Source organism: Endobacter medicaginis (assembly GCF_014192375.1).
GTDB classification, from domain to species: domain Bacteria; phylum Pseudomonadota; class Alphaproteobacteria; order Acetobacterales; family Acetobacteraceae; genus Endobacter; species Endobacter medicaginis.
In genome coordinates this window covers 196,320-210,203 of the sequence record NZ_JACHXV010000004.1, presented here as the reverse complement: position 1 = coordinate 210,203, position 13,884 = coordinate 196,320, and the positions used below count along the sequence as shown (strand labels likewise).

16 protein-coding genes and 1 other RNA gene are annotated in these 13,884 nt (G+C 69.3%); 9 read left to right on the top strand and 8 right to left on the bottom strand.

The window, feature by feature from the left end; translation table 11 throughout:
- The first annotated feature begins 27 nt into the window (after positions 1–27).
- From FHR90_RS06715 to FHR90_RS06705, 3 genes are all read left to right on the top strand, one after another.
- The gene (locus tag FHR90_RS06715) at positions 28–1,251 is read left to right on the top strand and encodes a pyridoxal-phosphate-dependent aminotransferase family protein (protein WP_176623597.1); all 1,224 of its coding nucleotides are present in this window, start codon (positions 28–30) and stop codon (positions 1,249–1,251) included.
- 115 nt (positions 1,252–1,366) lie between these two features.
- A complete protein-coding gene (locus FHR90_RS06710; RefSeq protein ID WP_183274953.1) occupies positions 1,367–1,540 on the top strand; it encodes a hypothetical protein in 174 nt (57 codons plus the stop codon).
- Positions 1,540–1,911, top strand: coding sequence for a DUF2335 domain-containing protein (locus FHR90_RS06705; protein ID WP_183274952.1), 372 nt, complete (start codon positions 1,540–1,542; stop codon positions 1,909–1,911). Before FHR90_RS06710 ends, FHR90_RS06705 begins: the two co-directional genes overlap by 1 nt.
- Here the strand turns inward: FHR90_RS06705 and FHR90_RS06700 are convergent.
- On the bottom strand, positions 1,889–2,248 hold the full coding sequence (locus FHR90_RS06700) for a hypothetical protein (RefSeq protein WP_183275011.1): 360 nt from the start codon (positions 2,246–2,248) through the stop codon (positions 1,889–1,891). The two genes, FHR90_RS06705 and FHR90_RS06700, sit on opposite strands and share 23 nt — an antisense overlap.
- Positions 2,249–2,302: 54 nt before the next feature.
- Here FHR90_RS06700 and FHR90_RS06695 point away from each other — a divergent pair, with 54 nt between their 5' ends.
- The 5 genes from FHR90_RS06695 (at position 2,303) to FHR90_RS06675 (ending at position 4,590) form a co-directional block, all read left to right on the top strand.
- Positions 2,303–2,650: a hypothetical protein gene (locus FHR90_RS06695; protein WP_176622888.1), complete on the top strand. Its 348-nt coding sequence runs from the start codon at positions 2,303–2,305 to the stop codon at positions 2,648–2,650.
- Positions 2,651–2,671: 21 nt separating this feature from the next.
- On the top strand, positions 2,672–3,043 hold the full coding sequence (locus FHR90_RS06690) for a cell division protein ZapA (RefSeq protein WP_176622889.1): 372 nt from the start codon (positions 2,672–2,674) through the stop codon (positions 3,041–3,043).
- Positions 3,044–3,052: 9 nt separating this feature from the next.
- Positions 3,053–3,207, top strand: a non-coding RNA gene (gene ssrS, locus FHR90_RS06685) — 6S RNA.
- A complete protein-coding gene (locus FHR90_RS06680) occupies positions 3,194–3,778 on the top strand; it encodes a 5-formyltetrahydrofolate cyclo-ligase (protein ID WP_176622891.1) in 585 nt (194 codons plus the stop codon). The genes ssrS and FHR90_RS06680 overlap by 14 nt, the downstream gene beginning before the upstream one ends.
- On the top strand, positions 3,775–4,590 hold the full coding sequence (locus FHR90_RS06675) for a TIGR00282 family metallophosphoesterase (protein ID WP_176622893.1): 816 nt from the start codon (positions 3,775–3,777) through the stop codon (positions 4,588–4,590). Before FHR90_RS06680 ends, FHR90_RS06675 begins: the two co-directional genes overlap by 4 nt.
- Here FHR90_RS06675 and FHR90_RS06670 read toward each other — a convergent pair.
- The 6 genes from FHR90_RS06670 to FHR90_RS06645 form a co-directional block, all read right to left on the bottom strand.
- A complete protein-coding gene (locus tag FHR90_RS06670; protein ID WP_176622895.1) occupies positions 4,547–5,656 on the bottom strand; it encodes a glycosyltransferase in 1,110 nt (369 codons plus the stop codon). The genes FHR90_RS06675 and FHR90_RS06670 overlap by 44 nt on opposite strands.
- Positions 5,653–6,564, bottom strand: a complete 912-nt coding sequence (locus FHR90_RS06665) for a glycosyltransferase family 2 protein (RefSeq protein ID WP_176622897.1) — start codon at positions 6,562–6,564, stop codon at positions 5,653–5,655. Before FHR90_RS06665 ends, FHR90_RS06670 begins: the two co-directional genes overlap by 4 nt.
- A complete protein-coding gene (locus tag FHR90_RS17730; RefSeq protein ID WP_176622899.1) occupies positions 6,557–7,696 on the bottom strand; it encodes a glycosyltransferase in 1,140 nt (379 codons plus the stop codon). Before FHR90_RS17730 ends, FHR90_RS06665 begins: the two co-directional genes overlap by 8 nt.
- Positions 7,693–8,967, bottom strand: coding sequence for a glycosyltransferase (locus FHR90_RS06655; protein ID WP_183274950.1), 1,275 nt, complete (start codon positions 8,965–8,967; stop codon positions 7,693–7,695). The genes FHR90_RS17730 and FHR90_RS06655 overlap by 4 nt, the downstream gene beginning before the upstream one ends.
- Positions 8,968–9,614: 647 nt before the next feature.
- Positions 9,615–11,105 (bottom strand): AMP nucleosidase, encoded by a 1,491-nt coding sequence (locus tag FHR90_RS06650; RefSeq protein WP_176622903.1) that lies wholly within the window; start codon positions 11,103–11,105, stop codon positions 9,615–9,617.
- On the bottom strand, positions 11,105–12,103 hold the full coding sequence (locus FHR90_RS06645; RefSeq protein WP_183274949.1) for a TonB family protein: 999 nt from the start codon (positions 12,101–12,103) through the stop codon (positions 11,105–11,107). The genes FHR90_RS06650 and FHR90_RS06645 overlap by 1 nt, the downstream gene beginning before the upstream one ends.
- A 222-nt stretch (positions 12,104–12,325) precedes the next feature.
- Between FHR90_RS06645 and FHR90_RS06640 the strand changes: the two genes are divergently transcribed.
- A complete protein-coding gene (locus FHR90_RS06640) occupies positions 12,326–12,922 on the top strand; it encodes a DNA-3-methyladenine glycosylase family protein (protein ID WP_183275002.1) in 597 nt (198 codons plus the stop codon).
- On the opposite strand, the gene FHR90_RS06635 is transcribed toward FHR90_RS06640, so the two are convergent.
- Positions 12,919–13,704 carry an alpha/beta fold hydrolase gene (locus tag FHR90_RS06635; protein WP_176622544.1) on the bottom strand — a complete coding sequence of 262 codons (786 nt, stop codon included), beginning with the start codon at positions 13,702–13,704 and terminating at the stop codon, positions 12,919–12,921. The two genes, FHR90_RS06640 and FHR90_RS06635, sit on opposite strands and share 4 nt — an antisense overlap.
- Positions 13,705–13,884 lie beyond the last annotated feature (180 nt).

Sequence of the window (13,884 nt, the reverse complement as noted above, 5' to 3'; positions counted from 1 at the left end):
CGCCCTGCCCCTGGAGCCTGCCCGACGATGTTCAGCGAACTCGACCCCCCGTTCCGCCTGCTGATGGGGCCGGGGCCGGTGAATGCACATCCGCGTGTGCTGCGCGCGATGTCGGTGCCGCTGCTGGGCCAGTTCGACCCGCAGATGACCACCTACATGAACGAGACCATGGCGCTGTATCGCGCCGTGTTCGAGACCGACAACCGCTGGACCTTCCTCATCGACGGCACCGCGCGCGCGGCGATCGAGGCGTCGCTGGTCTCGCTGCTGGCACCCGGCGAGGCGGTGGTGGTGCTCAGCTCGGGCCGCTTCGGCCTGCTGCTGCGCGAGATCGCCGAGCGCTGCGGCGCGGTGGTGACCCTGGTGGAGGCGCCCTGGGGCGAGGTGGTGCCGGCGGCCGAGATCGAGGCGGCGGTCGCACGGGTCAAGCCGCGTGTGGTCGCCACCGTGCATGGCGACACCTCCACCACCATGGCACAGCCGATCGAGACCCTGGGCGATATCTGCGCCCGTCATAGCGCGCTGCTTTATGTCGACGCCACCGCGACCCTGGGCGGGATGCGGGTGCCGGTCGACGCCTGGGGGGCCGACATCGTCACCGCAGGCCTGCAGAAATGCCTCGCCGGGCCGCCGGGCATCGCGCCCATCACCATCTCCGACCGCGCAGCCGCGCACATCTTCTCACGCCGTCACGTCGAGGGCGGTATCGCGACCGCAGCTGACGCGCCGGCGCGTGGTGCGCGCATCGGCTCGAACTATTTCGATCTGGCGATGGTGATGGATTACTGGTCGGAGCGCCGGCTCAACCATCACACCGAGGCGAGTTCGATGCTTTATGCCGCCCGTGAATGCGCGCGGCTGATCCTCGAGGAAGGGATCGAGGCCCGGGTCGCGCGCCACCGCGCCGCCGGCGAGGCGATGGCGGCCGGACTGCGGGCGATGGGGCTGACGCTGTACGGCGACCAGGGCCACAAGATGTTCAACGTCGTCGGTATCGAGATTCCCGCCGGCGTGCCGGGCGAGGCGGTGCGCTCGGAGATGCTCGACGAGTTCGGCATCGAGATCGGCACCTCGTTCGGCCCGCTTGCCGGCCGCATCTGGCGCATCGGCACGATGGGCTACAATGCGCGGCGCGACGCGGTGCTGACCACGCTGGCAGCACTCGAGGCGGTGCTGCGCGGGCATGGTTTCGCGCTGGTCTCGGGCGCTGCGGTGGACGCCGCACGCGCGCATTATGCCGGTTTGTCTTGACGTGCCCATGGGGCATGACCATGCTTTGTTCATGTCAAGCACAGTGATGTCATCCGGTCTGATGCCCAACGCGCTGACAGCCGCGCCGGGCCGACCGGATCGCGGCATTCGCGGCATGGCTGGACGGCTATTCGACGCGATGGGGGGTCTGTTCGCCTTTGCCGGCCCGACACGCGGCTACCATCCTGCGACCGCCGCCGAGATCGAGGCGGCTGCCTGGGCGCAGACGGGCGCCGCCTTGCGCGGCGCGATGCAGCAGGCGCAGCGAGGCATCGCCACCACGCGCTGATGGCCGGGCGGGAGCCTGTCGGCGACGGCGCGCAGGCGCGCACGGTCGGCGTCGCCATCCATTCCGGGCCGCTGCCGGACCCGATGACCCTGGCCGGCTATGGCGCGATCGATCCGTCCTTTCCAGACCGCATCATGACCATGGCGGAGCGCAATGCCGAGGCGGAGCGCGACCAGCGCGGCCTTGCGATGCGCTTCACCGCCGCATCCGAGCGCGAGGGGCGCTGGATGGCGCTCGGCTTCTCGGTGGTGGCGATCGCGGTCTCCTGCGGCCTCGCCCTCGCAGGCCATGACGCGGTCGCCGGCATCATCGGCGGCACCACCGTGGTCGGCATCGTCGTCGCCATCCTCAAGGGCCGGCCGCCGGGGTAGGCGAGGGTGCGTCGTCCAGCACGATCGCGCCCAGCAGTGCCGCGCGTGCCGCCACCGTCTGCCGGCCGGGCGCGTCGGGGGCGAGGACCAGACCGCGCAGACCGAGTCGCAGCGCCTCCAGCGCACGGCCGGAGGCATCGCCGCAATCGAGCAGATCGGTGAAATCCCGCCCCGATCCGGCGCGCGCCGCCGACACCAGTGCGAGCCACCAGCCCGGCCCCAGCGACGCCCCGGCCTGCGGCGGCGAGACCAGCAGCAGCGGGCCCGGGGGCGCCGCGTCCAGTGCTGCGAGGGCGTCGGCAAGGCAGGCGGCGGTCATGACATGCGACGGGTTCATGCTTGACGTTCAACCGGCTGCGCGACATCACTGCAAGTTCCTCTGGGGGATTTGATGAGCGGTTTCGACTGGCAGCGCGGCGAGGACCGTGATCGCAATGCGGGGCTGAGGACGCAGGCCGTCGCAGGTGCGCCGCAGCGGCTCTCTGCCGCGCTCGACCGGATCGCCGATGCGCTGGTGAGCCTCACGCTCGAGCGCGACCAGGCGCCGCCGGCCGCCGATCAGCCGCCGCCGGAGCGGGTGGCGATCGCCGATCACCATACCATCGCCCTGGTCGAGGAACGGCTCGACTCCGCCATCGCCATGCTGCGCTCGGTGCTCAACACGCCGGTCGCATCGGCAGAGCCGCCTGGCGAGGCGGAGGCAGCGGCCCATCACGACGCCCCGCATCACGACGGCTGACCCCCGGACAGGAGACCGCCCATGGCGCAGGTGACGATCCGGATCAACGGCTACCCCTACACCGTCGGCTGTGCGGACGGGCAGGAGGGCCATCTCAACTCCATGGCGAGCGAGATCGATCGCCGTGTCGATCAGGTCAAGGCGCTCGGTAACCAGAGCGGCGAATCGCGCATGCTGGTGCTGGCCGCGCTGCTGATGGCCGACGAGATCCACGACATGCAGATCGCGCCCGCCGACGGCGCCGCCCCGGCCGCACGCGACCTCACCCCCGAGCTCAACCGCCTACGCGCCGATCTCGCTCGCGCCGAGGCGCGGGCGGAGGCGGCGGAGGCGCATCTGGTTCGCTTCGCGCAGCGTGCGGAAGAGATTGCAGAGGCGCTGGAGCATCACTAAGTTCATCAGGCGGGGCTGCCCGGTTCGACGGCAATTCATCCCCTGGGCCGATAAGCACTTCCTCGGGAGCTGGCTCTGACGTGGCCTTGGTCACGTTATCCGGCGCCCACCTGCACTTGCAGGCTCTGGGAGGCTGACAGTCCGACGGCCATGGCGGCTCCGCACATTTCCCCCTTCGATCTCGACAAGAGCGCCCTGAGGGCGCGATTGCGTGCGGTTCGGCGGCCCCCGCATGGTGAGGCACTGATGGCGCTCGAACGCCATCTCGAACAGGCGATCGACGTGCTGCGACCGGATCATTCGCCGGTCATCGCGGCCTTCCTGCCGATCGGCGGCGAGCCGGATCTTTCTGCGCTCCTTGCACGCCTGCATGCGCAGGGCCTCGCCATTGCGCTGCCCGACACGCCGGAGTGCCCCGCGCCGCTGCGCTTCCGGCGCTGGTGGCCGGGCTGCGCGATGCGTGCTGGCCGTTTCGGCACGCTGGTCCCGCAGACGATGGAAATCGTGCCCGAACTGCTGATCGTGCCGCTGCTGGGCTTCGATGCGGACCTGCACCGGCTCGGCCAGGGCGGCGGTTTCTACGACCGCACGCTGGCCGCCCTGCCGGGCGCGCGCAGTGTGGGCGTCGGCATAGAGGCCCTGCTGCTGGACAGCGTGCCGGTCGGGCCGCATGACATCGGCCTCGATGCGGTGGCGACCGAGACGAGGTTGCGGATGAAAGGTGGCGCGGCGTGAGGATCCTTTTTCTGGGCGACGTGATCGGCCGCAGCGGCCGCGACGCGATCGACGCCCGCCTGCCGGCACTGCGTGCGCGTCTGCGTGCCGATCTGGTGGTGGTCAACGGTGAGAACGCGTCGCACGGTTTCGGTCTCGCCCCCGACATGGCGCGGGCGATGTTCGCGGCCGGTGCGGACGTCGTCACGCTCGGCAATCATGCCTGGGACCGTCGCGAGATGATCGCCCATATCGGCACCGAGCCGCGCATCGTCCGCCCGCTGAATTTCCCCGCCGGCACGCCAGGGGCGGGGTCGTATGTGGCGGTACTGGCCGACGGGAGGCGTGTGCTGGTGGTCAACGCGATGGGGCGGCTGTTCATGGACCCGCTCGACGATCCGTTCGCGGGCATGGCCGAATTGCTGACCCGCCACCGGCTCGGCGCCACGGTGGACGCGATCGTGGTCGATCTGCATGCCGAGGCGAGCAGCGAGAAGATGGCGTTCGGCCACAGTTTCGACGGCCGCGTCAGCCTCGTCGTCGGCACCCACACCCATACCCCGAGTGCGGATCACCAGATCCTGCCGGGAGGGACCGCCTATCAGACCGATGCCGGCATGTGCGGCGACTACGACAGCGTCATCGGCATGGACAAGGCGGTCGCCGCCGCCCGGTTCTGGAAGAAGCTGCCGGGCGAGCGCCTCGCACCTGCCGCAGGCGAGGCGACCTTGTGCGGAATTTTCGTCGAGACATCGCCTACCGATGGCCTCGCCCTGCGGGTCGCCCCGGTCAGGCTGGGTGGGCGGCTGTCGCAGGCGATGCCGGATTTCTGATCCGCGCGGCGGCGGCGATCGCCAGCCCGTAGAGACGCTCGTAGCCGTCGACCATCCGGTCGATCCCGAACGCGCTCTCCACGCGCTGCCGGGGCGCGGTGCGTGGCAGGTGGCGGGCCGCGAGCATCGCGTCGGCAAGGGCTGCGACATCCCCCGGCGGCGCCAGCACGCCGCAGGTGTCATCGACGATCTCGCGCACCGCGCCGCGGTCGAAGGCGGCCACCGGCGTGCCCGAGGCCATCGCCTCGACCAGCACCAGCCCGAACGGCTCGTGCCAGCACGGTGTGAACACCAGCACGCCCGCCTGGCGCATCTCCGCGCCCAGTCGCTCTCCGGTCAGGTTGCCGCCATAGCGGATGTCGTCGCCCAGCCATGGCGCGATCTCGCGGTCGAAATAGGCCTGATCCTCGATCAGCCCGAACAGCCGCAGCGCGATCCCCGCGTGCCGGGCGGCGGCGATGGCCAGATGCGGCCCCTTGTCCGGCGTGAGGCGTCCGCACCATAGGGCATGGTCCTGCGCCTGCCCGGCGAATGCCCAGCGGTCGAGGTCGATGCCGTTATGGATCACGCAGACTTCGTCGGGGACCTCGCCCGGCCACCAGCGCCCGACCTGGTCATGCGAGACCACGGCGTAGCGATGGTTGGGCGCATTGGCCGCCAGCACCTCGCCATGCAGCGGGTCGAAGGGCGGGATATGCACCGAGGTCACCATCGGCCTGCCGCTCGCACAGGCCGCCTGCAGGATGAAGCGGTGCAGGCCGTTGTTGTGAACGACGTCGTAGGCGCCGGAGAAGATCCGATCCCGGGCCTGCGCCATCGCCGTGTCGAGATAGCTGTAGAGGCGCTGGTCCTGTCGGTAGATGCGCCACGGGTAGCGCGCCTCGTAATGCTCGTCGATCACGGCGTCGATCTCGAAGCGCGGATCGCTGTCGCCGGCGGCAAACAGCGTCACCCGATGGCCGCGCCGTATCAGCGCCTCGGCGAGACGGAAGGTGTGCGCCTCCATGCCGCCCATGAAGGGCTCGGCGATGCGGTGGCGCAGATGCGCGACCAGCGCGATCCTCACACCGTACCGGGCTGGGCTTCGAGCTTGCGGATCACGCTGGCCGTGTTGGCATAGGGCTGATGACGGGCCTGCGCGGTGACGTCGCGTTCGCGTGCCTCCGGGTCGCGCAGGATGCGGATCGGCCGCCCGGGCGCATGGTCGATCAGCCCGAGCAGGCCGAACGCATGCAGCCAGTGGCCCATGGTGCGGTAGCCCCATTTGCTCTCGAAGATCTCGGCGTTGCGCACGACGCTTTCGAGATGGTGCACCGGTGGCATGTGATGCGGATGATGCTGGTGATAGGCGCGCGCACCGTTCAGCCAGGCGAGTAGGATGCCCTGTGTGGTGAATGATTTGGCGAAATCGGTATCCTCGCCGCCATAGCCGACATAGCGCTCGTCGAACCCGCCGCTGGCGGCGAACGTCGCTGCCCGCATCGCGAAGTTCAGCGACCAGAAGCAGCGGTAGTCGTCACATGCCTCGATGCCATACGCCGGCGGCCCGCGCCGGTCGGAATGCCGCTCGCAGACCGCCTCGAAGCCCGCGTAGCTCCAGCCGGGATCGGCGGCACCCGCGGGCAGATACATCACCTCGCCCATCAGCACGCCGCCAAAGCCGTCGAGCGCGTCTGCATAATCGGCAAGCAGCGTCGGCGCGGGGATGCAGTCGACATCGAGGAACACCAGATCGCGCCCGACCGCCTGCCGGGCGATCCGGTTGCGTGCCGCCGACAGCGGCAGGCTCTCGCCCGGAACCAGCACCTGGCGGACCGGGAAGCCAGGGTTGGGAAGATCCTCGAATGGCGCGGGTTGCATCGCCGCGATCACCAGTTCGCGCGGGCGCACGGTCTGTCGTGAAAGTCCGAGGATCAGGTTGCGCAGATGCCCGGCCCGGCCGCGCGCGAGTGTGAGGACCGAGACATCATGCATCGTGCCGTTTCCTGTCGATGGCGTCGTGGCGATCGCCCGACCACAGCCGTGCGATCAGTGTCTCGATCCACGAGGACACGGTGCGCGCCGCATCGGGATCGAGCATCGCGCGCTGCCGCTCCGCATCATGGGTCATGTAGGCCTGTTCGATGAGGGCGCGCCAGCGATGCGCCGAGGACGGCAGGTGGGGTGCACAGGCGGCGAGCCCGGCACATTCGAGTGCTGCCGCCTTGCAGTGCTGCTCGTCGAAATAACGCCATTCCGGCACCGCGATCCAGGGCCGTCCGATGCCGAGCACCTGTTCGCAGGTGGTGTTGCCGGTCGAGCTGACCACCAGATCCGCCGCCTCGATATAGTCGAGAGGATTGTCGACCCAGCCGCGATGTTCGAGATTCGGCGGTTCCGTTGCATGCCAGTCGCGCTGCACGGTGCCGATGCTGATCCAGCGCGCCGAGATCGCGGTCCGCGCGCCGACCCCGAGCGAGGCGGAGGCAAAGCCGCTGCCGCCACCGCCCGACATCACCACGATCACCTCCTCGTCGGGCGCGATGCCGATGCGTGCGCGTGCGGCCTCGCGCCCGATGGCCGTGTTGCGCCAGCCGATCCCGCCCGCGAAACAGGTGCGGGCATTGCGCGCCACACTCCATTCCGGCTGCGCGAGGCTGCGGCTGAACGGTGCCAGCAACCCGGCTGCTCCATCATAAGCGGCGACATGGCCCTGGTCGGAACGATCGCCATGCTGGATCACGCACACATGCGGCACCGAGCAGATCCGGCAGAGCTGTGCGATCTCGGCCGAGACGTCGCAGATCATCAGGGCAGGGTTCTGCTGCGCGAACCAGCCTGCGAGCGTGCCCATGCTGCGTCGGATGCCACCCCAGCCGACCGGTGCGCAGTGCAACGTCTGCGGGGTGTCGAGATGCGCGGGCCCGCTCGGTTCGTCGCCCTGGAGCTCGAACAGCGATTCGATCACCTCCACGCTCGCGTGTGGTGGCAGTTCCGGAAAGATGTCGGCCCGCGCGCAGAAGATGCGGATCGGCCGCCCAGGCGACAGCGCATGCGCGATGGCCGCACAACGCAGCGCATGCCCGCGTCCCTGGTGATGGACGAAATAGCCGATCGGCTGCGTCACGCCGCCCCCGCAGGCAACGTCGATGCCTGCTCGGGCCGCCTGTGGGTCGCCGTCGCGTCGCGGCACAGGCGACGATACAGGTGGCGCGATCGCTGCGCGTAACGTGTCCAGTCGAGCCGGCCGGAGTGTCGCCTGCCGGCTTCGGCGAAGCGCGCGTAGGCGTCAGGATCGTCGATGATCCCCAGGCAGGCGGTGGCGATGTCTGCCGGCACGTTCGGATCGACCAGCAAGCCATGACCGATGCTTGCGACGATCTCCACCGGGCCGCCATGGCAGGTGGCCACGACCGGCAGTCCGGCCTGGGCCGCTTCCAGCAGCGTCAGTCCGAACGGCTCGTGCAGGGCCGGATTGACGAACACGCCGCCGCTTTCTGCCGCGGCGGCATAAAGCGACTGCACCAGTGCACGATCGTGACGCGGCGGCAGCGCGAAGCGCCCCGGCAGGCGGTCACGCACGTGCCGCAGCGCGCGCAGCGTGTCGCGCTCCTCGTCGTCGAGGCGAGGCGAGTGGTGATCGCCGGCGATGATGACGAGGTTGGCGCGGTCCGACAGGGCAGGGCAGTCGGCAAAGGCTTCGGCAAGGGCAACGAGATTCTTGCGCCGCACCGGGCGCGCGACGGCGAGCACGATCGGCCGCGTCGGATCGTTCAGCAGGGTGGCGAGCAGATACCGTGCTGCGGACGCATCGGCCGCCGCACAGACCGGCGCACCGGGCTCGATCACCTCCAGCCGGCCCTCGGTGCAGACGCCATAATTAGGCACCTGGCGCTGCGCCTCGTCGAGCGAGGAGACGATGATGCCGTCGGCGGAGGCGATCGCGTGTCTCTCCTGGGCGACCCGCTGTCCGTATCCGGCGACCGTGTCGGGCAGGCAGCGTGCCTTGTCGATCCCGAGCGAGTGCGGCGTATAGACGAAGGGGATCGACAGTCGCCGCGCCATCTGCCCGGCGATCCAGGCCGCATCGGCGAAATGCGCATGAATGACATCGACGCGCGGCGACATCCCGGCAAGGAGCGCGGCGAGCGAATCGGCGAGTTCCGGGAGCCGGTCGAGCAGTTGCGACTTGTCGAGATATTGGCTGTCGCTGTCCGAGATCCTGCGGATATCGAGCTTCGGCGAGACGGGTTCGTGCGCGACGAGGTGAATCCGGTCCAGCGACGGTTCGTCGAAACGCCGGGTGACGATCGTGACCTTCGACACGTCCGCCAGCCGGGCCTGCGCCGCCGCCGCATCGAGCACATAGGCGACATGGCCGCCGGTATCACCGGTCACACCGTAACGCACGGGAGGGGCGCGCAGGCATCCGGTCAGCGAAAGGTGAAGAATGTGCAACAGGCGTGCCCCCAGCGCGATTGCCGCCGCAACGCGGCTTTTGTAACGACAGTTCCACCGCCCGGGCACCGGAGAGGGGCGAGAGGCGCCGACACAGGACCGGCGAGGTTTGTCACACACCGGCACAGGCGCCTGGGGCAGGCCGGCCTCGTCTCACGCAGAACGGGGAGGTGGCGTCATGCGGTATCTGGTTGTCTCGACGGTCCCGTCTCCGACCTTCATCGGCATCCAGCCCGACATGTGGAGGTGCGCTTCGTGCTGCTGCTGCTGGAGACCGACCGGCTCGTGGCCATCGACAACAATCCTCCGGCGGTGATCCGCAGCACGGATTGTCACGAGCGGTCCGCCGTTGACGCAACGTTCGTCATTGGCGGGTCACCGCAGGCCTATCGCCCGTTCGAACGTTTTCTCGGCTACGGTATCGGCGACTTGCCTTCGACAGCGATCCCGACACGGGCCGCATCGTCGCCTCGGGCTTGCCACCGATGGCGACAGGCTTTCGGCAGACGACTGGGTCAGGGTTCAGGTCCTGCGCGACACGTAGAGTTGCCGGATTTCCGGCCTCGCCTTGGGCCTGTAGCGATGCCTCAACGGAACGGCGGCTCGTCGAAGCCACGCAGCTTGCGCGAATGCAGCCGCTCGACACCGTCGTGGCGGAGCTTCTTCATCGTCTCGATGCCGACCAGCAGGTGCTGGCTGACGCGCTCGCGGTAGAAGGCCCGTGCCATGCCGCGCAGCTTGAGTTCGCCGTGCAGCGGCTTGTCCGACACGCACAGCAGTGTTCCGTAAGGCACGCGGAAACGGAAGCCGTTGGCGGCGATGGTGGCACTTTCCATGTCCACCGCGATCGAGCGGCTCATGTTGAGCTGTCGGAACAGCGTGTTGAAGCGCAACTCCCAGTTGCGATTGTCCACCGTCGCCACCGTGCCGGTGCGCAGCCGGGTCTTGAGTTCGGAATCCGCCACCCCCGTGACCTTCACGGTGGCTTCCTGCAGCGCGACCTGCACCTCGGCGATGGGTGGCACCGGGATCCACACCGGCAGGTCGTCGTCGAGCACGTGATCGGCGCGCACATAGCCATGGGCGAGCACATAGTCGCCGAGCCGCTGCGTGCGGCGCAGCCCTGCACAGTGGCCGACCATCAGCCAGCAATGCGGGCGCAGCACCGCGACATGGTCGGTGATGGTCTTGGCGTTCGACGGGCCGACGCCGATGTTGATCAGCGTGATGCCGTCGCCATCGGGGCGACACAGATGATAGGCCGGCATCTGCGGCAGACCGCCGCGATGCTCGGGGGCCGGTGCACCGTGGCGGCTGACCAGGTCGCCGGGTTCGACGAAGGCGTCATACTCGCCGCCCTGGGCGACCGCGGCGCGGCCGATGGCGACGAACTCGTCGACATAGCGCTGGTAATTGGTGAACAGCACGAAACGCTGGAAATGGGTCGGCGCGGTGCCGGTGTAGTGATGCAGCCGGTTGAGAGAGTAGTCGGTGCGCTCGGCGGTGAACAGCGCCAGCGGGCGCGGCACCGAAGGCTCCGGCAGGCTCTCGCCATTGGCGATCACGTCGTCGGTGAACTGCAGGTCCGGCAGGGTGAAGACATCGAGCAGCCGGCGCAGCTTGTCCTCGCCGAGATCGGCGACCGCATCCTCGATCACATAGGGTAGCGGGATTGGCCGGCGCGAGCGCCCGACCAGGACCGGGCCCGGGTGATGGGCCAGCAACAGGCCGATCTGTTCGAGCCAGTAGCTGTGGAACAGGTCCGGCCGGGTGAGCGTGATGCCGTAGAAGCCGGGTTCCAGCAGCACGCCGTAGGGCAGGCGCGAATCGTGATGCAGCCCGGCGCGGTCCACCGACATCGCCAGATAGGGATAGACCGCGCCGGCGGTGTCTGGCGCGTCGTCCTCGCCATGGCTGAAGGCGATGAACGCCGAGCGCAGGATCGACGCGCTCTGGTCGTAGAGCTCGGTGATCCGGGCGACCGCCGCCGTCGCATCGCTGAAGGGTTCCAGATCGCTCGCATAGGCCGACAGATCCAGAGCGGCGGCGATCGGGGCGGGGGTGAGGTCGGGGCTCATCAGTTCAGGATATACTGCATGTCCAGATACAGATCGAACACCGGCCCCTTGGTCAGCATGTCGGGCGTGGGTTTCGGCAGCCGGGTGTGACGGAACACGTCCTCCGCCGCCTGGTCGAGGGCAACCGACCCGGACGGCCCCTCCAGTGACAGGCTGAGGATGTTGCCGTCCTTGTCGGCGCGCACGTGCAGCTTGGTCAGGCCCTGCTCGCCGTGCATCGCGGCGGTGATGGGATATTTCCAGCGCCGGTAGACCCAGGGCTCCAGCAGGGCGGCATAGTTGCCGGTCGCGCCTTCGATCATCGCCGAGCGGTCCTGGGTGCTGAACGCTTTCTGCTGGGCGATCGGACCGAGCGAGAGGTCCACCGGCCCGCCTACGCGGCCACGGCGGCTGACCGGCGCGCCGGCGCTGCCGGGGCCGAAGGAGAGGTCCATCGGATGCGAGAACGGCGAGCTTGTCCCGCCCGAGCGGCGTCCGCGCCCGTGCGGATTGCCGGCCGCGCGGTGCTGCGGCACCGGGGCGGCATCGGGGGCGGGGATCGGCGGTGGCGGCGGCAGGTCGTCGGGCATGTCCGGGTTGGGGGCCACGCCGAGCGGGACGTTGACCATCGGCTCCTGATCGGCGGTGGGCGGTGCGCCGCGACCCGGGCCGAGATCCTTCGAGTCGGGCTCATAGACCATCTCCACCGGCGGCAGCATGGTCTGCGGCGGATGCGCGTCGGGCACCTGGTGCAGCAGGAACGCCAGGATCAGCAGATGCACGGCCAGCGAGACGGCGACCATCCACCAGCGCAGCGTGCCACCGCGCAGCGCGCCGATCGGCCAGCCGGCGGCACGTCCGAGTGCGGCATGCGCGACGCGGGGCTCCAGAACGCGACGCTCGGGCGGCGAGAGGGGTCTCGCGTCGCCCCGCGGCACCGGCGCGCGCGCGCGCCCCTGGGGCGGGGCGAACAGCCCGAACCCCTCGATGCTCGGCACCGGCGCGCCGAGGCGCTGCATCACGCTGTCCGAAATACCCGCTCTCCCGTCACGGACCGCGCCCGATCATCGCGCCGTATTCTGCCACCCGGGGCCTTGCACGGCTATCCCGTCCGGTGCTGCGATCAACGCATGACTCTCGCCGATGATGCCGTCGCCGCGATCGGTGCCGAAGCGCTGGCCCTGCCTGCCTCCGCTGCCGAGCCGGCCATCCGTCGCCATCTCGCCGCCGCCGATCCCGCGATGGCGGCGCTGATCGGCCGCGTCGGACGGTGCGGGCTCAGGGTCGATCGCGCCCGCGAACCCTATGAGGCGCTGATCCGCGCCATCGCGCATCAGCAGCTTCATGGCCGTGCGGCGGAGGCGATCCTCGGCCGGATGCTGGCGCTGCATGCGGGGGAGGGGTTCCTGCCGCCGGCGGTGCTGCTGGCCCTGCCGGACGCACCCCTGCGCGGTGCGGGGCTATCGGGCGCGAAGCTGGCGGCGATGCGCGGCGTCGCACAGGCGACACTCGACGGCATCGTGCCCAGCCGTCGCCTCGCGGCGCGGCTCGACGACGCCGTGCTGATCGAGCGGCTGACCTCGCTGCGCGGAATCGGCCGCTGGACGGTGGAGATGCTGCTGATGTTCAGCCTCGGCCGCCGCGACATCATGCCGGTGGACGATTTCGGCGTCCGCGAGGGCTGGCGACGCCTCAAGGAGCTGGACAGGCAACTCGCGCCGAAGGCGATGGCGCAGGCAACCGCCCACCTCGCTCCGTTCCGCTCGGCTGCTGCGTGGTATCTATGGCGCGCGGCGGAAGAAAAGCCGGGTGGCTTCAGAGCCCCAGCGGCGCTTTAGAAAGACCGCTCCAGGAATGCCTTCAGCAACGCGACGAAGCGCTCCGGCTGCTCGACATGCAGCCAGTGCCCGGCATCGGGGATGGTTTCGAGCTCGAAGCGGGGAAACAGACGGCGGATCTCCGGCAGATGCTCGGCGCGCAGATAGGGCGAGTTCGCGCCGCGCAGGAACAGGGTCGGGCCGGTATAGGCGTAGCCGTCGGGGATATAGGGCCAGCTCTCGATGTTGCTCATCGAGGCGACGATCTCGCGCAGGCCGATGGTCCAGCCGGGATCGTCGCCGAGGCGGATGTTCTGCACCATCAGCGCACGGGTGCCCCCGTCCTCGATCACCGCCGCGAGCGCGGCTTCCGCGCTTTTGCGGTCCAGCGGGCGGGGAAATTCAAGATCGAGCATCGCCTGCGCGACATCGGAATTACCGTGTCCGGTGCGGGCGGGCGGGATGTCGGCCACCACCAGCCGTTCCACCTGCGCCGGGTGCAGCAGCGCGGTCATCATCGCCGCCTTGCCGCCCATCGAATGGCCCATGATCATCGCCGGAAGTGCGTCGTGCACGGCCAGTGTCTCGACGATGTCGCCGGCCAGCGCGTGATAGTCCAGCATGCCGTGCGGGCTGTCGCCATGACTGCGCAGGTCGATCGCCAGCGTGCGCCAGCGTGCAGAAAGCTGGCGCTGGATGAAGCCCAGATTGCGCGCCCGGCCGAACAGGCCATGGATCAGCACCACCGGTGGCCCGGCCGGCACATCCCCCTCAGGCGCGCGTTCGATCACGTTCAGGCGCAAATCGGTCGACCCATCGTTCATATGCCGGAAAGCCTTATGGGCGATGATGCATGACAAAACAACGCCGCACCTGGCCGATCCCGCCCCGTGTCTGCCCGAATGTCGCCCTTCGGGCGCCATGAAGCGTTGTTCGGATCGGCTGGCGTTGAACCTTGGGTCGGCCGACGGTGTTGGGTCTGA